We start from the raw sequence: 22758 nt of genomic DNA on the forward strand, positions 1-22758 counted from the left end.
GGGCCCGGTGCGCAGCCGGGGAGGGCGCCGGAGGCGCGGCGGCCGGTCATGACCGGTCCCGCCGCCCGCCGGGCACGCAACCGGATGGTGCTCTCCGCCCGGCTGATCGTGATCGAGCACTGGCCACGCGCCGATGGCCTCTGCCCCATCTGCAAACTGTCGGGCTGCCGCGCTCTGGCGACGGCACGCGCCTATTTGGAAATGGTGAACGATCCATTCGTACCCACACAGCCGGACGTCGATGTGATAGACATCGACAGCCGCGCTGCCTCCTCGGCACGTGCGACCGGCGCGGAGCCCGTCGACGGGGGCCCGCTCGACGGGGGTGGTTAGCAGAATGGCCTGCGAGTTCGCGGGATGCACCGGGTGGGCCACCGGATGAGCGAGACGACGCTCTGCCTGCCGTGCGCGCTGGCCCTGCGTCCGCCGGTAACCGAACCGCCACATTACTGCCCCGGACAGGTACGTCTGGTCTCCGGCACCGGCCAGGTCCGGGTGGTCCGCTGTGGGTGCCCGGTGTGCTGGCCGGACCTCGCCACCGCCGGGCCGGACTCCACCGCCGGGCCGGACTCCACCGCCGGGCCGGACCGGTCGTCAGCCGGCTTCCCGGGCCAGTCCGTCGACGACCTCGGCGGTGGGCAGCAGGCGGAGCGCGGCCCCGGGGAGGGCGATCTTGCTGTGCCGGACACCGGACCCGATGATCACGTACGGAGTGTCGACGACCCTCGGATCGACCAGGACCGGCCATGACCCGGGCAGCCCGATCGGGGTGATCCCGCCGTACTCCATCCCGGTCAACTCGACCGCCTCGTCCATCGGCGCGAAGCTCGCCTTCCGTACGTCGAGATGGCGGCGCACCACGCCGTTCACGTCGGCCCGGGTGGTGGCCAGTACGACGCAGGCGGCGTACCGGACCGTACCCTCCCGCCTGCCGGCGACCACCACGCAGTTCGCCGAGACGTCCAACCCGACCTCGTAGGCGGCGCAGAAGGCGGCGGTGTCGGCGAGGTCGGGGTCGATCGGTGCGACCAGGACGTCGTCGACGCCGACCGGTGCGCCGGCGGCCCAGCGGTGCAGGGCCTCGGCCACCGGGGGCGCGAGCAGGTCGTGGCGGGTCCGGGCCGGCTCCGTCTTCAGGGTTCCCATCACGCCCGTGATCCTCGCACCGACCCGCCCCGGCCGGCGAGGTTGGCCCGCAACCGCCCACCGGCGGGGAGCGGATCAGCTCCCGGCGAGGAAGGCGTTGTCCGGCACCAGGGTGCGCTCCCGGAGCCGGGCCTGCTCCGGCGCCTCGGCGGCCCGCTGCCGCCGCACACTGATGTCCTCGATGCCGTGTCGGACGGCGAGCCGGACGACACCGTAGAGGAAGACGAAGCCGCAGACGTACATCATCCCGGCCAGAGCCATGTAGATCATGATGTCGAGCCTAGGCAGCGTAGAAGAGGATGTTTCGCATACCGGCCGAAGTCGCCCGGTCGGGTAGCGCCGACCGGGGCGAGGAGACCTGGACATTGGTTGAGGTATTCGGGATAGCCTCGACCGGTGACCGAAGCCGTACACACCCTGACCGTCGGGCAGCTCGCCGAGCGCAGCGGCGTGGCCATCTCCGCCCTGCACTTCTACGAGGCCAAGGGGCTGATCACCAGCACCCGGACGAGCGGCAACCAGCGGCGGTACGGCCGCGACATCCTGCGCCGGGTCGCCTTCATCCGGTTCGCGCAGCGGGTCGGCGTGCCACTGGCCCAGATCCGGGAGGCACTGGCCAGCCTTCCCGAGCAGCGCACACCCACCCGGGACGACTGGGCCCGGCTCTCGTCGAACTGGCGTGGCCAACTCGACGAGCGGATCAGCGCCCTGCAACGACTCCGCGACGACCTCGCCGACTGCATCGGCTGCGGCTGCCTCTCGCTGGACCGGTGTGCGCTCTCCAACCCCGACGACGTACTGGCCAGCACCGGTCCCGGCCCGCGCCACCTGCTCGCCGGCCTCACCGGACCGGCACCCGCACCCGACGACACCGCCGGCGAGGCAGCCCACGAGCGCCCCGGCGCTCCGTCCGGCGGGCCCGCCGGTGGCGGGACCTGCGCCGGGGGCGCCGCCTGCACCCCGGCCGGGACCGCCGACCCGGCCATGACCCGGGCCTGAGCCCGGCCGGGGCCGCTTCGACGGCGGTGTAGGGGAATTGCCGCCGGAAACGGGCATAAGGCCCCGTTGACCGGGAACGCAGGGCCGATCCACGGCTCTGGGAAACGGCTGGGAGGGTGAAGCATGCGGTACCCGAGTGCGGTCAGCGACATCCGCACCGCCCGGCGGTGGAGCGGCCGGCCAGCCGGCGGCTCCGGTCGATGACCCCCCTCGGGCTGAGACTTCCCGGGGTGGACCTGCGTCGCGTCCACCTGCCCAGCCTGCCCGAAGCCCTCTCCCCGCGCGGCGTGCCGCAGCTCGTCGCCGGGGTCGCGCACAACGCGGAGTCGATGGCCGCCCGCGCCGCCCGGGCCGCCGGATTGCGGCGCCGTGCCGTCTGGTCCCGGCCGGGCCGGCACCATATCGAGGTGCACGGCGTGGCACAGCCAGGGGGCGAGCGGCTGGCCGCCCGGATCGAGGACGCGCTGCAGCGGCTGCCCGGGGTCGAGTGGGCCCGCGTCAACGCGCCCTCCGGGCGGGTGGTGGTGGCGGTAGCCCCGACCGGTCCCCGGGTGCGGGAGCTGACCGCGACGGTAGCCGCCGTGGAGCGTACCGATGGATGGGAGCCCGACCCGGACTGCGCCGAACCGCATCCCCCCGAGGAAGGCCCGCGGACCCGGCGCGCGATGACCCGGCTCGCCACCGACGCCCTCGGGCTCGGACTCTCGGCCGCGGTCCGGATCATGCCGTTCACCCGGGCTCCCGGGGAACTCGCCGGCCTGCTGCGCGCGGTCGACCTGCACCCGAAGCTGCACGAGCTGGCCGGGCGGGGACTCGGCGGCGACCACCGGGCCAACTCCTGGCTGCCCCTGGCCACCGTGCTCGCGCAGGGCCTGACCGGCGGCTGGGCCGGAATCGCGCTCGACGGCGCCCAGCGCGTGTTGCAGTGGGGCGAGGCCCGGGCGCAGCTGGCCGCCTGGGAAGAGGCCGAGCCGATGCTCGCCGGCACCCCGGACCGGGCCGGAGCGGTCCCGCCGTCGGACGAGCGACCACGGCCGAAACCGGACGGTCCGGTCGAGCGGTATCTCGCCCGGGTGCTGGAGTCCGGCACCGTCGCCGGAGCCGCCCTGCTCTCCCTCGCCGGGCGGAAACGCGCGGCCGCACTGGCGCTGGCCAGCATCCCGAGCGCGGCCGTCGCCGGCCGGGAGGGGTACGCCGCCCGGCTCGGCTGGCTGCTCGCCCGCCGGGGTGTGATCGCCATGGACCGCAGCGTGCTGCGCGAGCTGGAACGCCTCGACGTGCTCGTGCTGGACGCCGCCGTGCTGCGCTCCGCCCGTGGCGTCCTCACCGACCTGGCCCCACTGCCCGGCGCCGACGCCGAGGAGGCGGCGACCCGGGCGTTCGACCTCTTCGACCCCGACGCGCCGGACCGGGTACGCGATGCCGACGGCTGGAGCCTCGGTCCGCTCGATGCGCTGCGCCTGCCCGTCGGCGCGGGTGCCGAGGAGATCGCCCGGATCCGCGCCGACGGCGGCAAGCTGCTCGGCCTGACCAGCGACGGGACGCTCGCGGCGGTGGTCCGGGTGGCCGCCGAGCCCGCCCCCGGCGTCGACGCGCTGCCGGCGGCGGCCCGGCGGGCGGGCCTGCGCCTGCTGGTCGCCGCGGACGGGGACCCCGACGACGAGGAGTACGACTTCGCCGACGGTCGTCTTCCCGGCGGGCAACGGCTCGCGGCGTCGATCCGATCGCTCCAGCGCGACGGCGCCATGGTCGCCCTCGTCTCCGCCGATCCGCGGGCGCTGGCAGCCGCCGACTGCGGCCTGGGAGTGTGGCACGCCGACCAGCCGCCGCCGTGGGGCGCCCACCTGCTCGTCGGCGCAGACCTGGCGGTGGCGGCGCTGGTGGTCGAGGCCGCCGGCACGGCCCGCACGGTGGCCCGGCAGAGCATCGCGCTGGCCGGTGCCGGCAGCGGGCTGGGTGCGCTGGCGGCCTTCACCTCGGCCCCGGCGCAACTGCCGGGCCGGACCATGGCGCCGGTGAACGCCGCCGCCGGGCTGGCGATCGGAAACGGTGTCTGGCGGGCGGGTCGGCTGCCCCGGCGGCGTGGCTCGGCCGCCGCGCCGCCGACCCCGTGGCACCTGATGCCGGTGCGGGCCGTGCTGAAGCGGCTCCGCACCGACGAGGCGGGGCTTCCCGGCGAGGAGGCCGGCCGGCGCGGCCGGCCGGCGGCGGCCGGTCCGACCGACGGTGTCGACCTGTCCCGGGCGTTCGTCGAGGAGTTGGCGAACCCGCTCACCCCGGTACTCGCCGGCGGTGCCGGGCTCTCGGCCGCGGTCGGTTCGGTGGCGGACGCCGCACTCGTCGGCGGCGTGATCGGGCTGACCGCGCTGATCGGCGCTGCGCACCGGGTCTCGACCGAACGTTCGCTGGCCGAACTGCTCTCCCGGTCGGCGGTGACCGCCCGGGTCCGGCGTGACGGTGCCGAACGGATGGTGACCGCCGACCAGCTCGTCCCGGGCGACATCGTGCTGCTGGAGCCCGGCGACGCGATTCCGGCGGACTGCCGGGTGCTGGAGGCGGACGGCCTGGAGACCGACGAGTCCTCGCTCACCGGCGAGTCGCTGCCCGTGCCCAAGACCAGTCAGCCGGTGATCGCCGCCGCCGTCGCCGACCGCCGGTCCATGCTCTACGAGGGGACCACGATCGCCGCCGGGCGCGGTGTCGGCGTGGTGGTGGCGACCGGCGCGGAGACCGAGGTCGGCAGGGGCATGGCGCTGGCCGGGGAGGCCGCTCCGACCAGTGGCGTCGAGGCCCGGCTCGGCAGGCTGACCAAGATGTCGATCCCGCTCGCCGCCAGCTCGGCGGTGGCGGTCGCCGGGGCCGGGCTGCTCCGGGGCGTACCGCTGGTCGAGTCGGCCGGCACCGCCGCGAACCTGGCGGTCGCCTCCGTACCGGAGGGGTTGCCGTTCCTGGTCAGCGCCGCCCAGCTGGCCGCCGCCCGCCGGCTGGCCGAACACGGCGCGCTGGTGCGCAACCCGCGCACCATCGAGGCGCTCGGCCGGGTCGACGTGCTCTGCTTCGACAAGACCGGCACCCTGACCGAGGGCGAGCTGATGCTGGCCGGCGTCGGCGACGGCGACCGGTACGCCGACCTGGACGCACTGGACAAGCCGCTGCGTCCGGTGCTCAGGGTGGCGCTGCGGGCCACCCCGGCGGCCGACCGGCCGGAGGAGGTCAGCCAGCAGACCGACCGGGCGGTGCTGACCGGCGCCCGGCGGGCCGGCGTCGGCACCGGAACCCGGGCCCACGGCTGGCAGCAGGCGGACGCGCTGCCGTTCGAGCCGTCCCGGGGCTACCACGCCACGGTCGGCCGCTACCGTGGCCGTCACCTGCTCAGCGTGAAGGGTGCGCCGGAGACGATCCTGCCCCGGTGCACCCGGCAGCGGCGACCGGACGGCGACCGGGCACTGGACGAGGCCGGTAGCCGGGCCCTCCGGGAGGTGCTGGACCAGCACGCCGGCGCCGGCCAGCGGGTCCTGGCGGTTGCCGAGCGGGAGCTGCCCGGCGACACGGTCAGCGAGGACGATGTCGGGGAGCTGACCTTCGTCGGCTTCCTCGCCCTCTCCGACGGGGTCCGGCAGAGCGCCGCCCCGGCGGTGGCACGGATCCGGCAGGCCGGCGTACACACCATCATGATCACGGGAGACCATCCGGCGACGGCCGAGGCGATCGCCGCGATCATCAGTACCGACGGCACCGCCCAACGGGTGGTCACCGCCATCGAACTCGACCGGCTCGACGACGACGCGCTGGCCGAGCGGCTGGCCCGGACCGACGTGGTGGCCCGGTGCACGCCGACGCACAAGGTGCGGATCATCCAGGCGTTGCAGAAGTGCGGCCGTACCGTGGCGATGACCGGGGACGGCGCCAACGACGCGCCCGCGATCCGGCTCGCCGACGTCGGCATCGCGCTCGGCCAGCGGGGCACCCCGGCCGCCCGGGCCGCCGCCGACCTGGTGGTCACCGACGACCGGCTCGAAACGATCATCGCCACCCTGGTCGAGGGGCGCGCCATGTGGTCCTCGGTACGGCACGCCCTGAGCATCCTGGTCGGCGGCAACCTCGGTGAGATCGCGTTCAGCGTGCTCACCGCCGCGCTGACCGGCCGGTCGGCGCTGAACGGCCGGCAGATGCTGCTGGTCAACCTCCTCACCGACCTGGCACCGGCGATGGCGATCGCGGTCCGGGCCCCCCGGCCGGACCGGATGGACGGCCTGCTCACCGAGGGGCCGGAGACGTCCCTCGGCGCCACCCTCAGCCGAGAGATCACGCTGCGGGCCGGGACGACGACCCTCGGCGCCACCACCGGCTGGACGCTGGCCCGCTACACCGGCACCCGCCGCCGGGCCGGCACCGTCGCGCTCGCCTCGCTGGTCGGTACGCAGCTCGGCCAGACCGTGCTGGACGGCGGGGCGAGCCGCAGCGTGCTCGCCTCGACCGCCGTCTCGGTGGCGGTACTCGCGGGGGTGATCCAGACGCCGGGGCTGAGCCAGTTCTTCGGCTGCACCCCGCTCGGGCCGGTCGGCTGGGGAATCGCCGCCGGCAGCGCACTGAGCGCGACACTCACCAACACCGCCGTGAGCCGCCTGATCACCCCGCCGGCCGCCGACGGTCGCGGAGACGCGGCCCCGGCCGGCAGCTGAGACCCTCCGGCCGATCAGGACGGTCGACGTCGCGATCGAGAAGCCGGTCGATACCGGCACGCACCTTACGGCACTGCCACGGCTCGCCCACAGATACGGTCACGGTCCCCGTGACCGTATCTAGCAATGTAGTTAGATATGTCGCTCATTCTATTAATTTCCCTTCGAGATCAGTAGCGTCACGGTAGCCATCTGGTGGCGGGGGCCACCGATCGATGGCACGACGGAGGGGGATACATGCGTCGACCAATCGCGATGCTGGCTGCCGGAACGCTGGTGGCCGCGGTCCTGACACCCACCGGTGCACAGGCCCGGCCGGGAGCGGACCAGCACACCACGGGCGCCACCGCCGCACCGCCGGCCGGCCTCGTCACGCTGAAGCCGGGAGCCGCGAAGCAGCCGTCCGGAGCGAACCCGTACCTCGCGCTGCTGCCCGACCCGGCAAAGGCCGACCACGTCGGCTGGCGGAGCTGGCTGGCCCAGAAGGGTGAGCAGCGGGCCGGCCTGCGGGCCCAGCAGCGGGCGGCCGCCGCCGCGCCGATGCTCGCCGACGAGGAGGAGCCGACCGGCGTCCGCGGCGGCAACGACAGCCCGGCCACTGCTCAGCGCATCGCCGGCTTCGGTACGGGCGGAAAGGACAACAACCGGCTGCGGATCCTCGGCACGCTCTCCCCGGAGCAGGTGGAGGCGGAGGAGATCGAGCCGAACCCCGAGGACGACGGCGCCATCCCGCTGGCCGGCGAGACCGGTGTCGGCGCGGGCCGGCAGGCGGTCACCACCTCGGCGGAGATCGGGGACGGCCCGCACGGCAGCGACGGCACCGGCAGCGGTGACTTCGACTTCTACGAGGTGACCGGCACCGCCGGGCGGACGCTGACCGTCGACATCGACACCCCGACCGGTGATCTGGACCCGGTCGTGCTGCTCTACACCGCCGACGGCGAGCTGATCGACCTCAACGACGACAGCCCCGAGGGCCTGGACAGCCTCCTGGTGCACCAGTTCGCGGCGGACGGCACCTACTACGTGGCGGTGATCGGCTTCCCGACCCTGCCCCAGGACCCGTTCGACTCGGGCAGCGGCGCGGGCGCCGGCAGCGAGGGCCCCTACCAGGTCACCATCTCCACCGCCGACCAGGACACCGACTTCTTCGCGGTACGGCTCCGGCCGGGTGACGTGCTCGGCGCCTCGGTCGAGGGCTCGGCCGCCAAGATCACCGTCTTCGATCCGGACGGCCGCGAGGTGCACGGCTCCCCGCAGGACGCCACCGCCCTCTACCCGCCGAACAGCCCCCTGCCGGGCGGCGGCAACGCGGTCACCGATCACGTGGCGTCGAAGGCCGGCTGGCACTACGTCGGCGTCACCCTCGGCGACGGCATGTACGACATCACTGTCGAGGCGTACCGGCCGGGGCAGCAGCCACGGCAGACGCTCTTCCTCGACTTCGACGGCGCGCGGATCAACACCGCCATGTTCGGCGGGCCGGGCGTGCGCACCCTCAGTCCGATGCGGGCCTTCCTCGGCCGATGGGGTCTCACCGCCGCCGACGAGGACGCCGTGATCGACGCGATCGTCGCCGAGGTCCGGGAGAACCTCCGCCACGACATGGTCCACAGCGGGCTGAACCCCCGCTTCGACATCCGGATCCTCAACAGCCGGGACCACGCCGACCCGTTCGGGCAGGCCAACGTCAGCCGGGTCATCGTCGGCGGCACCATCGCCGAGTCGGGGGTGCCGACCATCGGCATCGCGCAGTACATCGACCCGGGCAACTTCGGCACCGAGGACTCGGCACTGGTCCTGCTCGACGTGCTGAGCGAGCCGGCCGGCGACGACCCGTCGCTGAACACGTACCTGACCGCCGAGAGCGACCGGATCGGTTTCGTCGGCCAGGCCGTCGGCAACGTCACCGCGCACGAGGCCGGCCACTTCTTCGGCAACTGGCACGTCGACCAGTTCAACGAGCAGCCCAACCTCATGGACCAGGGCGGCAACTTCCCGGTCATGTTCGGGGTCGGCCCGGACGGGATCGGCGGCACCGCGGACGACATCGACGTCGACTTCGGGGAGGACGAGTTCAACCCGGGTGAGGGCTTCACCGGCATCGAGGACACCCTCGGCCGGATCGCCTTCACCGTCACCCGATGACCGACGACTGAACCTCGACGAGGCGCCCCTTCCGGCCGGACTTCCGGCACAGGAGGGGCGCCTCTGCCGTGCCCGGAGGGGTACGTTGCCGAGGTCGGCACGGGTTTCGCGTACGCCCGCCCGCCGGTACGTTGCGGAGGACCGGTGATCGACAGCTCGCCGGTGACAGACGCGGCCACGGTGACCCGCGGCCACGGACGCGGCAAGGAGTGCTGATGCGGTACGTACGGCTGGGCGGCTCGGGACTGGAAGTGTCGAGCATCGTGCTCGGTTGCATGACCTACGGCGACCCGCAGCGCGGCACCCACGCCTGGTCGATGGGTCTCGACGAGGCGCGGCCCTTCTTCCGGCAGGCGATCGAGGCCGGGATCACCACCTTCGACACGGCGAACGTCTACTCCCTCGGCAGCAGCGAGGAGATCACCGGCCGGCTGCTCGGCGAGTTCGCCCGCCGCGACGAGGTGGTCATCGCCACCAAGGTGCACGGCCGGATGGGCCCCGGGCCGAAGGGCGGCGGGCTGTCCCGGGCGGCGATCCTCACCCAGGTCGACGAGAGCCTGCGCCGGCTCGGTACCGACTACATCGACCTCTACCAGATCCACCGCTACGACCCGGAGGTGCCGATCGAGGAGACGATGGAGGCGCTGCACGACCTCGTCCGGGCCGGCAAGGTGCGGTATGTCGGTGCGTCCTCGATGTGGACCTGGCAGTTCGCGCAGGCGCAGTACACGGCCGACCTGCACGGTTGGACGCGGTTCGTCTCGATGCAGGACCAGTACAACCTGATCATGCGGGAGGAGGAGCGGGAGATGCTTCCGTTCTGCCTGGACCAGGGAGTCGGGGTGCTGCCCTGGAGCCCGCTGGCCCGGGGCCGGCTGACCCGGGACTGGGACGCCACCACCACGCGCAGCGAGAACGACCGGTTCGGCGGCACCCTCTACCGGCAGGCCGAGGAGGCCGACCGCCGGGTGGTCGGCGCGGTCGCCGAGGTCGCCGCTGAGCTCGGCGTGTCCCGGGCGCAGGTCGCGCTCGCCTGGCTGCTGCACCAGCCGGCGGTGACCGCGCCGATCGTCGGGGCGACCAGGCCGGAGCAGATTACCGACGCGGTCGCCGCGGTCGACGTGATGCTCGACGAGGAGGCGCTGCGCCGGCTCGGCCAGCACTACGTACCGCATGCGCCGGAGGGCTTCTGACCCGCACGCCGCCAAGGACCACCGCGGAGAACATCGCGGGGTGCGCCGTCACACGTCCAGGCCGGCCGGGTGGGCCGGCCTGGACGGCACGGACTCGGGACTCAGACCAGGTCGAACCGGTCGAGGTTCATCACCTTCACCCACGCGGCGACGAAGTCCTGTACGAACTTCTCCCGCGCGTCGTCGCCCGCGTAGACCTCGGCGAGGGCGCGCAGTTCCGAGTGCGACCCGAAGACCAGGTCGGCCCGGCTGCCGGTCCACCTGACCTCGCCGGTGGCCGAGTCACGACCCTCGAAGGTGCTGGCCTCCTCGGAGGTCGGCTTCCACGTCGTACCCAGGTCGAGCAGGTTGACGAAGAAGTCGTTGGTCAGCACCCCGGGGGTGCTGGTGAGGACACCGAGCGGCGACTGCTGGTAGTTGGCGCCGAGGACCCGGAGACCGCCGACCAGCACCGTCATCTCGGGTGCGCTCAGGGTGAGCAGGTTCGCCCTGTCGACCAGGAGGAACTCGGCGGGCAGTCGTACGCCCTTGCCGAGGTAGTTGCGGAACCCGTCGGCGGCCGGCTCCATCGCGGCGAAGGACTCCACGTCGGTCTGCTCCTGCGACGCGTCGGTGCGCCCCGGCGTGAACGGGACCTCGACCGGGTAACCGGCGTCCCGGGCCGCCTGCTCGACGGCGGCCGAGCCGGCCAGCACGATCAGGTCGGCGAGGGAGACCCGCTTGCCGCCGGTCTGGGCGGTGTTGAAGGACTGCTGGATCCCCTCCAGAGTGTGCAGCACCCTCGCCAGCTCGTCGGGGTTGTTGACCTCCCAGCTGTTCTGCGGCTGGAGGCGGATCCGCGCCCCGTTCGCGCCGCCGCGCTTGTCGCCGCCGCGGAACGTCGACGCCGACGCCCAGGCGGTGGAGACGAGCTGCGACACCGACAGCCCGGAGGCGAGGATCCGGTCCTTGAGGGCGGCGACGTCGTCGACGTCGACGAGCTCGTGGTCCAGCGCCGGAACGGGGTCCTGCCAGACCAGCGTCTCGGCGGGGACCTCGGGGCCGAGGTAGCGCTGGATCGGGCCCATGTCGCGGTGGGTCAGCTTGAACCAGGCCCGCGCGAACGCGTCGGCGAACTCGTCGGGGTTCTCCATGAACCGCCGCGAGATCTGCTCGTAGACCGGGTCGAAGCGGAGCGCGAGGTCGGTCGTGAGCATGCCCGGGGCGTGCCGCTTCGCCGGGTCGTGCGCGTCGGGGACGGTGCCCTCACCGGCGCGGTGCTTGGGCTTCCACTGGTGCGCGCCGGCCGGGCTCTTGGTCAGCTCCCACTCGTACCCGAAGAGGTTCCAGAAGAAGTTGTTGGTCCACGTCGTCGGCGTGGTGGTCCAGGTGACCTCCAGACCGCTGGTGATGGTGTCCCCGCCCTTGCCGGTGCCGAAGCTGTTCCGCCAGCCCAGTCCCTGCTCCTCGATCGGGGCGGCCTCGGGTTCCGGGCCGACGTGGTCGGTGGTGCCCGCGCCGTGGGTCTTGCCGAAGGTGTGGCCGCCGGCGATCAGGGCGACGGTCTCCTCGTCGTTCATGCCCATCCGGCGGAACGTCTCCCGGATGTCCCGCGCCGCCGCGATCGGGTCCGGGTTGCCGTTCGGGCCCTCCGGGTTGACGTAGATGAGGCCCATCTGCACCGCGGCGAGCGGGTTCTCCAGCTCACGGTCGCCGGTGTAGCGTTCGTCGCCGAGCCAGGTGGTCTCCGGCCCCCAGTAGACGTCCTCGTCAGCCTCCCAGACGTCGGGACGGCCGCCGGCGAAGCCGAAGGTCTTGAAGCCCATCGACTCCAGGGCGACGTTGCCGGTGAGGATCATGAGGTCTGCCCAGGAGATCTGCTGGCCGTACTTCTTCTTGACCGGCCAGAGCAGGCGCCGCGCCTTGTCCAGGTTTCCGTTGTCCGGCCAGCTGTTGAGCGGCGCGAAACGCTGCTGCCCGGCGCCGGCGCCGCCCCGGCCGTCGCTGATCCGGTACGTACCGGCGCTGTGCCACGCCATCCGGATCATGAACGGACCATAGTGGCCGAAGTCGGCGGGCCACCACTCCTGCGAGGTCGCCAGCAGCTCCGCGATGTCCCGCTTCACGGCGGCGAGGTCGAGGCTCTTGAACGCCTCGGCGTAGTTGAACTGGTCGCCGAGCGGGTTTGCCACGGCGGGGTTCTTGGCGAGGATCTTCAGGTTGAGCTGGTTCGGCCACCAGCCGCGGTTCCCGCCACCCTGGGTGGGGTGCGGGGCGCGTCCGTGCGCGACCGGGCAGCGGGACTCGCTGCCCGCCTCCGCGTCGTGTACGACGGCGTCGTGGTTCTCGGACATCGGGTTCCTTCCATGGCGTGGCGGATCGGGACGATGGGATCGGCAGAGGAATCAGGAGTTGCCCCTGGTGGTGCAGCCGGGACAGGTCCCCCAGTAGATGACCTCGGCCTCGTCGACGGCGAAGCCGCCGTGGCCGGAGGTGCTTGGGTGGGAGGTGCTCAGGCAGGGCGCCTCGCCGACAGCGCGGTCGACGTCGGCGATGAGACCGCAGGACCGGCACACGAGGTGGTGGTGGTTGTCGCCGACCCGAGCCTCGTAGCGGGCCGGTGAGCCGGACGGCTGGATGCGCCGCACCAGGCCGGCGGCGGTCAGCGCGTGCAGCGAGTCGTAGACGGCCTGCTGGGAGACGTCCGGGAGATCGCCGCGAACGGCACTGATGATCGATTCCGTGTCGGCGTGCGGATGCGCGTATACCGCGTTGAGCACGGACAACCGAGGACGGGTCACCCGCAACGCGGCCCCGCGCAGCACCTCGTGGAGTTCCGGAGCCAGGGGCACGCCGTGAAGTCTGGCCGCTTTTCTGGAATGAGTCAAGATTATGGGCCGAACGTCACCCGCAAGCCCGTCGACGTGCGAAGAACAGCGCCTGCACGTCGCATACTGGGCAGGAGGGGCGTCCAGACCTCAACGTGCGTCACACGCGGACACTTCCCCATTTCACCCGCCGGCAGCCGGGCCAGTCACCATGGCCTGGACCTCGTCGACCTCTCTGGTCGGCGAACCGGCAGCCCAGATGACGCCAGAAGGCAGAAACGTAGAACATTTAGTTCTACACTCGTGTCCATGGAACGCATCGGTGTCCGGGAGCTGAACCAGAACACGAGCCAGGTTCTGGCCCGGGTAAGGGGCGGCGAGACCGTCGAGATCACCGACCGCGGACACCCGATCGCCCGACTTGTTCCGGTAGGCGACGACAGGTCGATTCTGGCCAAGCTGGTAGCGGCAGGACGAGCCGTCGCCCCCACCGGCGGCGGCTCTGTGCCACTTCCGCCAAAACTCGGTGACGAAGAGGTGGACGTGGCGGCCTCCCTCGCCGCGATGCGTGACGAGGAGCGCTGGTGATCTATCTCGATTCAGCTGCCGTCGTCAAGCTGGTTCGGCAGGAAATGTGCAGTGCCGACCTTGTCTCCTGGCTGAACAAGCACGAAGACGTGCCGCTGGTCTCCTCCGCTCTCGTCGAGGTGGAAGTGCCCAGAGCGCTGCGCCGATCAGCTCCGCAAGCGTTGATCGGAGTGCCGGCCGCCGTCGGACGGCTTTTCCGACTGGAGATCGACGGTACGATCCGCGCGACCGCAGCCGCGTTCGCCGAGCCGACGCTCTGCAGCCTCGACGCCATCCACTTGGCCACTGCCCAAGTGCTGACCAACGAGTCCGGCGCAGCACTGACCGCCTTCGTCACCTACGATCGGCGGCTGCTCGAATGCGCGAAAGAAGCAGGACTACCCGTAGCAAGCCCTGGCCAGAACTGACCCACGAATCCACCACCCGGGTGCAAGGTTCCGGCCGCCGCCCGGCAGTGCGGCCACGGCATCGACCATGGCCTGCGCTTCTGCCACCTTGCACCCCTCCGTTTGGGTATCCGTTTCGGTGGGCCGGAGGTACCACCATGCGAACCAGCCCGCGACGATCGACGGTGATCCGCTTCCACTCAGGTTGTCCGGCCCGAGGGCGTCAGGCCGATGATCCTCGGGCGGTCACCGTCAGGACACCGCGAGCAGTCGGAACTCGCAGCGGACGCCGCTGGCCTTGGCGAGCCGACCATCACCGGTCACGAGTGGGCAGGCCAACAACTCCGCCGCCGCGACGTAAGCCGCGTCGTACGCCGTGACATTGCCCCGCAACTGCCACACTCGGTCGAGCAGCATTGCGATGGCAACCTCATCGATGACCAACGAGGGCAGGGTGCCGATCGCCTCCTGAGCCCGGGCAAGGCCGAGCTTCCCACCGAGGACCTTGCCTCTGATCACCGACATGACCTCGACCAGAAGATGGCTCGGTGCGGCCCAGTGCGGATCACCGGTCAGCTCCGCCCGCGCCGCGTCGCCGACCGGCCCGTCGTCGACCAGGGCGTCGGCCAGAACCGACGCATCGACGACGATCATTCGGCGGTTCCCCGTGGTCCGCGCTGCTCCCGCTGGTCATTCAACTCGGCCACGCTCTCCCCCGGTAGGGAGCGAGCACCGTCCGATCGGCCGGCAAAGCGATCAAGGGCCGCGGTGTTGCGCAGCCGCCGAGCCTGGGTCTCCACCAGATCCAACAGGTACGCCTGGAGTGACTGCCCGCGCGCCTTGGCCTGCGCTGCCAGGGCGTCTCGTACGTCTTCCGGCACGTCCCGAATCTGGAGAGCAACCATGCATTCATTATGCATGCAGCATCACCCGCTCGCCAGGAAAGGCTCGAGGATTCGATCAACCGGTTCGCATGACGCCTGCGACACGGCGAAGCACCGCCGTTCAGAGAAGTCCGTGGAGCCGAGGGGACTCGAACCCCTAACCCCTGCCTTGCAAAGGCAGTGCTCTGCCAGTTGAGCTACGGCCCCGGGCCCAGGACGACGACGCCTCGGCGACGACGGCATCCGGCGGGGGAACTACCGCAGGTCGGGTGCGGTGGTGGCCTCGTGCCAGAGGGCACGCTCGTCGTTGGATTCCCTGACCTTCTTGTAGACGAGGGCCGCGACACCCACGACGCCGACAACGAGCAGGATCTTCTTCAACATGGGACGCATCCTTACGCTCGACGAGCCGTCGGACGGTATGAAGTGGGGCTAGATGGAATCGAACCATCGACCTCAGAGTTATCAGCTCTGCGCTCTAACCGACTGAGCTATAGCCCCCCGTTGCGACGAGCAAGGTTACCGTACCCGTCGCGTCGTCCCCAACTCGGGGGGCGCCGGATCGGAGCCGCACCCATCCCACCAGGCACGACGCAGACCATACTGGAACGACGAACGCCGGGGCCACCGCTTTACGGTGGCGGCCCCGGCGTTTAGAAGCCTGATGGCGTCCGCTCAGTCCCGCTCGGCGAGGGTCAGCTCGACCCCACCGACCAGGTCCGCGCAGACGTTGTAGATGAATGCACCGAGGGTGGCGAGCGCGGTGAACAACACCACGTTCACCAGGCCGATCAGGCCGGAGGTGAGGATGACGCCCCGGGCGGTGATCTGGAAGGTGTCGCCGCCCTGCCCGCCACTCGCACTGATCATGTCGGTCAGTGTGCTGTTCACGCTGTCGAAGACGCCCATCGCGTCGAGCGCCAGGTAGAGCACCGAGGTTGCGACGATCACCACGATGAAGAGCACCAGCGAGACCGCGAAGGAGAACTTCATCACGGACCAGGGGTCGATCCGCTTCAGGTTCAGCCGGGCGCGGCGGGGCCCCCGGGAGGCGGCGGAACTGACGGTGCTACGGGCGGCGCGAACGGCCTCGGTCACCCGGGCCGCACCGACGGCACCGCCGGCGGGCCCGCCGGGGGCACCGGCCCCGGCGCCGCCGGGGGCACCGGTGGTCGGCCGCGCCGCCGGACCGCCGAGGCCGAACCGGCTGGTGCCGGCGGACGGGGCTCCGCCACCGGCCCGGCCCGGCCGGAACGCGCCGGGCGAAGCACCACCCGAGATCGGCTGCGTCGACTCGGCGCCGGCGCTCCCTGCGGAACCGGGCCGATCGGACCGGCCCGGCAACCGCTCGGTGCGGTCCGGCGAACCCGGCTGCTCCAGCCGGCCGGTCGTGGTCGAATCAGCCTTGCCAACCTGACCGGACCGGCTCGTGCCGGTGACCGGAGACGCCGAACCGGTCGCCGCCGGAGACGTCGCGGCGGTCCCGGCTTCTTCCGTGCCCGACGCCGACGAGCCGCCCTCGGCCGCACCCGCCGAGGAAGCGGCCGGCTCCTCGGGAAGCTGGTCGGGTGGCGGCGGCATGCCCGGCGCCCGGGTGAACTTTGGGGACGGCGTGTCGGCGCTGACCATCGCCCGGCCGACGGCCGCGCGTCCGGTCGCGGCGCCGCCGGAGGCGGCCTCCTCGTCGACCGGATTGGCCGAGGTCCCCGCAGCCCCCGACTTCGCCTGTGTCTCCGTCATCAACTAGTCCTGTTCGTCAGGCTCGTCGGCATTGCGAGCAATCGCCACGATGGTCACGCCATCTGGTAGGTCCATCAGTTTGACCCCCATTGTGTTCCGGTCACGCGTTCGGCGTACAGGCTTCACCGGAGTCCGGATCACGCCGCCGTTGCTGGTGATCGCAAACAACTCGTCGTCCGGGCTGATGACGACCGCGCCGACCAGACCGCCGCGGCGCTCGGTGATCTTCGCGGTCAGCACCCCTTTACCTCCCCTACCCTGCACGGGGTATTCCTCGATGGGCGTACGTTTCGCGTACCCCCCGTTGGTCGCCACGAGGACATCCAGGTCCATGCCCTCGCGGACCACCTCCATCGCCAGCAGGACGTCGTCGTCGGTGAACCGCATCCCGATCACACCGGAGGTGGCCCGACCCATCGGCCGGAGCGCCTCGTCGGTGGCGCCGAACCGGATCGCCTGCGCCTTCTTGGAGACCAGGAGGAGATCGTCCTCGGGCCCCGCCAGCGCCGCCCCGACCAGTTCGTCCTCGTCGCGGAGGTTGATCGCGATGATGCCGCCGGAGCGGTTGGAATCGAACTCCTCCAACCTCGTCTTCTTCACCAGACCCTTCCTGGTGGCCAGGACCAGGTACGGCGCCACCTGGTAGTCCGGAATCTCGATCACCTGGGCGATCTGCTCGTCCGGCTGGAAGGCGAGCAGATTGGCCACGTGCTGGCCTCTCGCCACCCTACTGGCCTCCGGCAACTCGTACGCCTTGGCCCGATAGACCCTCCCCTTATTGGTGAAGAAGAGCATCCAGTCGTGCGTGGAGCAGACGAAGAAGTTGCTGACGATATCGTCCTGGCGCAGCGTCGCACCACTGACCCCCTTGCCGCCCCGGCGCTGTGAGCGGTAGAGGTCGACCTTGGTCCGCTTGGCGTACCCGGTGCGGGTGATGGTGACCACCACGTCCTCGCGGGCGATCAGGTCCTCCATCGAGACCTCGCCCTCGAAGGGCACGATCTTGGTCCGCCGCTCGTCGCCCCACTTGGTCACGATCTCGCCGAGCTCCTCGGAGATGATCCTCCGCTGCCGCTCCGGCTTGGCCAGGATGTCCTTGAGATCGGCGATCTCCAGCTCGATCTTGGCAAGCTCGTCGATGATCTTCTGGCGCTCCAGCGCGGCGAGCCGGCGGAGCTGCATGTCCAGGATCGCCGTCGCCTGCACCTCGTCGATGTCGAGCAGCTGGATCAGCCCCTGCCGGGCCTCCTCCACCGTCGGCGAGCGTCGGATCAACGCGATGACCTCGTCGAGAGCGTCCAGCGCCTTGACCAGACCGCGCAGGATGTGCGCCCGCTCCTCGGCCTTGCGCAACCGGTACGCCGTCCGCCGCCGGATCACGTCGATCTGGTGGTCGACGTAGTAGCGGATGAACTGGGCCAGGTTGAGCGTGCGCGGCACCCCGTCGACCAGGGCCAGCATGTTGGCGCCGAAGGTCTCCTGGAGCTGGGTGTGCTTGTAGAGGTTGTTCAGCACCACCTTCGCGACGGCGTCGCGCTTGAGCACCAGCACGATCCGCATACCGGTACGCCCGGAGGACTCGTCCCGGATGTCGGCGATCCCGGCGAGCTTCCCCTCCTTGATCAGCTCGGCGATCCGCTCGGCCAGGTTGTCGGGGTTGACCTGGTACGGCAGCTCGGTGACGACCAGGCTCGTCCGGCCCTTCTTGTCCTCCTCGACCTCCACCACCGCACGCATCCGGATCGAGCCGCGCCCGGTCCGGTACGCCTCCTGGATCGGGGTGGTCCCCACGATCAGCCCGTGGGTCGGGAAGTCCGGCCCCTTGACGATCCCGAGCAGCGCGTCGAGCGTCGTCGTCTCGTCGTCGTCCGGGTGCTCCAGGCACCACTGCACGGCCTGGGCGATCTCCCGCAGGTTGTGCGGCGGGATCTTGGTCGCCATGCCGACCGCGATGCCCTCGGAGCCGTTCACCAGCAGGTTCGGGATCCGCGACGGCAGGATCGTGGGCTCCTTGGCCCGACCGTCGTAGTTGTCCTGGAAGTCGACGGTGTCCTCGTCGATGTCCCGCAGCATCTCCATGGCCAGCGGGTCGAGCTTGCACTCGGTGTTGTGGCTGACGAACCCGTCGCTGACAAAGGAGTGATCGTCGGTGTCGATCCGCAGGCTGTAGACCGGTTGCACGCCCGCGTCGGTCACGTCCGTGACCTCGGCGTAGTAGAACCGGCCGTCGACCAGCGGTTCGACGACGTCCAGCACCTCCCGGTCGGTGATCCGGGCCGCGATCTCGGCTCGGTCCCGCTCCCACCGCTCGACCCGGTCGACGTTGTGCCGGCGCAGCCAGTCCCGCTCGGTCCAGCGCTGCGCGCCGTGCTCCCGGATGAACTCGCCGACGTACGGCACGTGGTCACTGGCAAGCGTCGTGCTGCTCGTCGGCACGCTGGCCAGCTCGGACTCCAGTTTCGCCTGCTTGCGGCCGAGGAAGCCGACGTGCCGGGCGAAGAGCCGGGCGTCCCGGCCGTTCGTCACCACGACCTTGATCTCGCCGCTGTCGTACCGGCACTGTCGGCTGACCACGCCGAACTCGAGCAGCAGTTGCTGGACCTCGCGGGCCAGCCGCTCACTTTGGGTGGAGTACGAGATCTGGATGGTGTCGCGGGCCAGCGACGACAGGCCGTCGCCCTCGAAGAGTGCCTGGAGGAAGGCCCGCTTGACCGCCGCCGGCCCCTGCCAGACGAACTCCGGCACGAACTTCGCCGCACTCCGCGCGGCCTGCACGGCCACCTCGACGTGCTCCAGCATCGGGTAACCGATCTCGTCCGGGACCGTCCGCTGCAACACCACCCGGTCGGCGGGACGGACCTCGGCGAGCAGCTTCCAGAGCAGGGTCGGCACCCCGGCCACCCGCACCAGGCAGAGCACCGGGTGGTTGTGCGTACCGGTCAGCTCGTAGCCCTCGCGGGTGCGCAACCGCAACGTGGGGTGCTCGCCGGAGTGGAAGAACTTCGAGGCGCGGACCAGCTCGCCGTTGCGGTCCCGAACCTTGAGGTCGATGTCGGTCTCGGAGCTGGGCGTGGCGTCGGGAACGATCTGGTCGATCCGGACCGATCCCTCGGCGGTACGAACTCGGGCATCTCCGGTCATGCAGTAACGCATCGCCGCAGCTGGATCATTTCCGGGCGAACCAAAGTTGCCGTTGCCGTCGACCAGCGGGTAGCGCAGCGACCAGGTCTGGGCCATCCGGACCAGCGCGTCGTAGATCGCCGAGTCACCGTGCGGGTGGAACTGGCCCATCACGTCGCCGACCACCCGGGAGCACTTCACGTACCCCCGGTCCGGTCGGTAGCCGGAGTCGAACATGGCGTAGAGGATCTTGCGGTGCACGGGCTTCAGCCCGTCCCGTACGTCCGGCAACGCCCGCCCGACGATCACGCTCATCGCGTAGTCGAGGTAGGAGCGCTGCATCTCCACCTCGAGCCCGACCGGCTCGATCCGGTCGTGCGCCACGACGGCGGCAATCGCCTCCTGCTCCGACTCGTTGGCGGAGGACTCGGGAGTATCCGTCACTGTCAACCCTTATCAGACTCAATGCCGCAATCCGCTGTGGATAACGGCTGTGGAAACCGCGGAAGCTGTGGATAACTGTGTGGAACGGCGACCCCGGTAGGCCGTTCGGCCGGGTCGGTCCTGACCCGTCCGGCCCACCGGCGCCGGGACCGCCGGCCGCCGTCAGATGTCGAGGAAGCGCACGTCCTTGGCGTTGCGCTGGATGAACGAGCGGCGTGCCTCCACGTCCTCGCCCATCAGCACGCTGAACAACTCGTCGGCGGTCGCCGCGTCGTCGAGGGTGACCTGACGCAGCGTACGCGTCGCCGGGTTCATCGTGGTCTCCCACAGCTCCGGGTAGTTCATCTCGCCCAGACCCTTGAACCGCTGGATGTCGTCCGGCTTGGCGTTCGGCTTCTTCTGCTGCCGGAGCGCGATCAGCCCGTCCCGCTCCCGGTCGGAGTAGGCGTACTGGGCGTCGTCGCCCTTGCGGTTCCATTTGATCTTGTAAAGCGGTGGTGCGGCGAGGTAGACGTGCCCCAGCTCGACCAGCGGACGCATGAACCGGAAGAGCAGGGTGAGCAGCAGCGTCTGGATGTGCTGGCCGTCGACGTCGGCGTCGGCCATCAGCACGATCTTGTGGTAGCGCAGCTTCTCGATGTCGAAGTCGTCGTGGATGCCGGTGCCGAGCGCGGTGATCAGCGCCTGGACCTCGTTGTTCTTCAGCACCCGGTCGATCCGGGCCTTCTCCACGTTGAGAATCTTGCCCCGGATCGGCAGGATCGCCTGGGTACGCGGGTCCCGGCCCTGCTTGGCCGAACCGCCCGCCGAGTCGCCCTCGACGATGAAGACCTCTGACTCGCGCGGGTCGGTGGACTGGCAGTCGGCCAGCTTGCCCGGCATCGACCCGGACTCCAGCAGCGACTTGCGCCGGGCCAGCTTGCGGGCCTGCTGCGCGGCGATCCGGGCCCGCGCGGCCTGGGTCGCCTTGGTGATGATCAGCTTGGCCTCACCCGGGTTCCGGTCGAACCAGTCGACCAGCCACTCGTTGCAGACCCGCTGCACGAAGCTCTTCACCGGGGTGTTGCCGAGCTTCGTCTTGGTCTGCCCCTCGAACTGCGGGTTCGTCAGCTTGACCGAGATGATCGCCGCAAGCCCCTCCCGGATGTCCTCGCCGGAGAGCTTCTCGTCGCTCTTGAGCAGCTTCTTGTCGGTGCCGTACCGGTTGACGACGCTGGTCAGCGCGGCGCGGAAGCCCTCCTCGTGGGTGCCGCCCTCGTGCGTGTTGATGGTGTTGGCGAAGGTGTAGACCGACTCGCCGTAAGACTCGTTCCACTGCATGGCGATCTCGACCGACATCCCCTCCTCCTCCGAGCCGAACTCGACCACGGTCTTGTGGATCGGGTTCTTGGAGGCGTTGAGGTGGCGCACGAAATCGGCGATGCCGCCCTTGTAGCAGAAGGTCACCTCGCGCGGCTTGCCGTCCTCCTCCTGCACCCGCTCGTCGCGGAGCTGGATGGTCAGACCGCGGTTGAGGAAGGCGTACTCCTGGATGCGCCGGTAGATCGTCTCGAAGACGAAGTCGACGGTCTCGAAGACCGACGGGTCGGGCCAGAAGGCGACCGACGAACCGGTGGTGTTGGTGGTCTCGCCCTTCTCCAGCGGCGAGGGCTTGGAGTTGGTGTAGGACTGGCGCCAGACGTAACCGTCCTTGTGGATCTCCACGAACATCCGGGTGGAGAGCGCGTTGACCACCGACACGCCGACGCCGTGCAGGCCGCCGGAGACCGCGTACGCCTTGCCGTCGAACTTTCCGCCGGCGTGCAGCACGGTCAGCGCCACCTCGACACCCGGCTTCTTCAGCTTCGGGTGCAGGTCGACCGGGAAACCCCGGCCGTTGTCGGTGACCCGGACACCGCCGTCGGCGAGCAGCACCACCTCGATGGTGTCGCAGTAGCCGGCGAGCGCCTCGTCCACCGCGTTGTCCACGACCTCCCAGACCAGGTGGTGCAGACCGCGCTCACCAGTCGATCCGATGTACATACCGGGCCGCTTGCGAACGGCCTCCAGCCCCTCCAGGACCGTGATCGACTCGGCGCCGTACTCCTGCTTCTTCTGCGCTGCCACCTTGGCCACTTTCTCGCGCCACCCGACGCCGGTCGGCGCGGGGACGCGGGTTTGGTGGGCGGCCCGCGACAGGCACGTGGGCCGGCACCACGAAACATTCCGGGGTACGGTCAAACGTGCCGGTCGCCGTGGCTGCCCACGGATCGTGATCGGCTCGGACCCGACGCGGCGCCGGCCCGGACCATCCTGACCCGGATCCCTGCACCACGCCGTGTCGTCGTCTCACCGTCAATCTTACTGTGCCCAGATGACATATTGGGTATGCGGCACCCCTGCGAGACGGCCTCAGACCTCCGTAGGCGGCCGTACCCCGCTCCCACGACTCCCCCCACAGGCGCGGTGTCGAACCGCAGGCGGGTTCCGGCATGCGTCGTACCGTCCGGGTCCCGCCCGCTCCGCGGCGCGGCGCCGCCGTGGCCGGCCCGACCGGTGGTCGCGGCCGTGCCGGCCGGGCCGCCGGATCCGGGGGTCGCGCGAGGGTGCGCGGTGCCGTAACTTGACGACGCCGGAAGTAA

Annotated in this window: 16 protein-coding genes, 2 tRNA genes and 1 pseudogene; 7 read left to right on the forward strand and 12 right to left on the reverse strand. The window is 70.9% G+C overall.

Annotated features, from left to right (window positions below; all coding sequences use genetic code 11):
* Positions 1–48: 48 nt before the first annotated feature.
* Positions 49–333 (forward strand): hypothetical protein, encoded by a 285-nt coding sequence (locus tag ACN28C_RS05410; RefSeq protein ID WP_422772471.1) that lies wholly within the window; start codon positions 49–51, stop codon positions 331–333.
* A 261-nt stretch (positions 334–594) separates the two neighbouring features.
* On the opposite strand, the gene ACN28C_RS05415 is transcribed toward ACN28C_RS05410, so the two are convergent.
* Complete coding sequence (locus tag ACN28C_RS05415) at positions 595–1146, reverse strand: YbaK/EbsC family protein (protein ID WP_422774535.1); 552 nt, start codon at positions 1144–1146, stop codon at positions 595–597.
* Positions 1147–1221: 75 nt separating this feature from the next.
* Positions 1222–1416 (reverse strand): hypothetical protein, encoded by a 195-nt coding sequence (locus tag ACN28C_RS05420; protein WP_422772472.1) that lies wholly within the window; start codon positions 1414–1416, stop codon positions 1222–1224.
* Positions 1417–1542: 126 nt separating this feature from the next.
* On the opposite strand from ACN28C_RS05420, the pseudogene soxR reads away from it, so the two are divergent.
* The 4 genes and pseudogenes from soxR to ACN28C_RS05440 form a co-directional block, all read left to right on the forward strand.
* Positions 1543–1980 (forward strand): annotated as a pseudogene (soxR, locus tag ACN28C_RS05425) (redox-sensitive transcriptional activator SoxR); the annotation flags it as partial.
* Between the two features lie 365 nt (positions 1981–2345).
* Positions 2346–6827, forward strand: a complete 4482-nt coding sequence (locus ACN28C_RS05430) for an HAD-IC family P-type ATPase (RefSeq protein ID WP_422772473.1) — start codon at positions 2346–2348, stop codon at positions 6825–6827.
* Positions 6828–7064: 237 nt separating this feature from the next.
* Positions 7065–8975 (forward strand): PPC domain-containing protein, encoded by a 1911-nt coding sequence (locus ACN28C_RS05435; protein WP_422772474.1) that lies wholly within the window; start codon positions 7065–7067, stop codon positions 8973–8975.
* 215 nt (positions 8976–9190) lie between these two features.
* A complete protein-coding gene (locus tag ACN28C_RS05440; RefSeq protein WP_422772475.1) occupies positions 9191–10168 on the forward strand; it encodes an aldo/keto reductase in 978 nt (325 codons plus the stop codon).
* A gap of 101 nt (positions 10169–10269) precedes the next feature.
* On the opposite strand, the gene katG is transcribed toward ACN28C_RS05440, so the two are convergent.
* Together katG and ACN28C_RS05450 are read right to left on the reverse strand one after the other, a co-directional pair.
* Positions 10270–12501: a catalase/peroxidase HPI gene (katG, locus tag ACN28C_RS05445; RefSeq protein ID WP_422772476.1), complete on the reverse strand. Its 2232-nt coding sequence runs from the start codon at positions 12499–12501 to the stop codon at positions 10270–10272.
* A 51-nt stretch (positions 12502–12552) separates the two neighbouring features.
* Positions 12553–12993, reverse strand: coding sequence for a Fur family transcriptional regulator (locus tag ACN28C_RS05450; protein ID WP_422774536.1), 441 nt, complete (start codon positions 12991–12993; stop codon positions 12553–12555).
* A gap of 291 nt (positions 12994–13284) precedes the next feature.
* Here ACN28C_RS05450 and ACN28C_RS05455 point away from each other — a divergent pair, with 291 nt between their 5' ends.
* Together ACN28C_RS05455 and ACN28C_RS05460 are read left to right on the forward strand one after the other, a co-directional pair.
* A complete protein-coding gene (locus ACN28C_RS05455; protein ID WP_422772477.1) occupies positions 13285–13563 on the forward strand; it encodes a type II toxin-antitoxin system Phd/YefM family antitoxin in 279 nt (92 codons plus the stop codon).
* On the forward strand, positions 13560–13970 hold the full coding sequence (locus ACN28C_RS05460) for a type II toxin-antitoxin system VapC family toxin (protein ID WP_422772478.1): 411 nt from the start codon (positions 13560–13562) through the stop codon (positions 13968–13970). Before ACN28C_RS05455 ends, ACN28C_RS05460 begins: the two co-directional genes overlap by 4 nt.
* A 231-nt stretch (positions 13971–14201) precedes the next feature.
* On the opposite strand, the gene ACN28C_RS05465 is transcribed toward ACN28C_RS05460, so the two are convergent.
* From ACN28C_RS05465 to gyrB, 8 genes are all read right to left on the reverse strand, one after another.
* Positions 14202–14603: a type II toxin-antitoxin system VapC family toxin gene (locus ACN28C_RS05465; protein WP_422772479.1), complete on the reverse strand. Its 402-nt coding sequence runs from the start codon at positions 14601–14603 to the stop codon at positions 14202–14204.
* Positions 14600–14854: a FitA-like ribbon-helix-helix domain-containing protein gene (locus ACN28C_RS05470; RefSeq protein WP_422772480.1), complete on the reverse strand. Its 255-nt coding sequence runs from the start codon at positions 14852–14854 to the stop codon at positions 14600–14602. Before ACN28C_RS05470 ends, ACN28C_RS05465 begins: the two co-directional genes overlap by 4 nt.
* Before the next feature lie 113 nt (positions 14855–14967).
* Positions 14968–15040 (reverse strand) — tRNA-Ala (locus ACN28C_RS05475).
* Positions 15041–15088: 48 nt separating this feature from the next.
* The gene (locus ACN28C_RS05480; RefSeq protein ID WP_234359542.1) at positions 15089–15217 is read right to left on the reverse strand and encodes a DLW-39 family protein; all 129 of its coding nucleotides are present in this window, start codon (positions 15215–15217) and stop codon (positions 15089–15091) included.
* 43 nt (positions 15218–15260) lie between these two features.
* A tRNA-Ile gene (locus ACN28C_RS05485) sits at positions 15261–15334 on the reverse strand.
* Between the two features lie 174 nt (positions 15335–15508).
* Positions 15509–16414, reverse strand: a complete 906-nt coding sequence (locus ACN28C_RS05490; protein WP_422774537.1) for a DUF3566 domain-containing protein — start codon at positions 16412–16414, stop codon at positions 15509–15511.
* A 162-nt stretch (positions 16415–16576) separates the two neighbouring features.
* Positions 16577–20137 (reverse strand): intein-containing DNA gyrase subunit A, encoded by a 3561-nt coding sequence (gene gyrA / locus ACN28C_RS05495; protein WP_422772481.1) that lies wholly within the window; start codon positions 20135–20137, stop codon positions 16577–16579.
* Positions 20138–20299: 162 nt separating this feature from the next.
* Positions 20300–22243 (reverse strand): DNA topoisomerase (ATP-hydrolyzing) subunit B, encoded by a 1944-nt coding sequence (gyrB, locus tag ACN28C_RS05500; protein ID WP_422772482.1) that lies wholly within the window; start codon positions 22241–22243, stop codon positions 20300–20302.
* Positions 22244–22758: the final 515 nt, after the last annotated feature.

The sequence above is a fragment of the Plantactinospora sp. WMMC1484 genome (assembly GCF_049315195.1).
Lineage (GTDB): Bacteria > Actinomycetota > Actinomycetes > Mycobacteriales > Micromonosporaceae > Plantactinospora.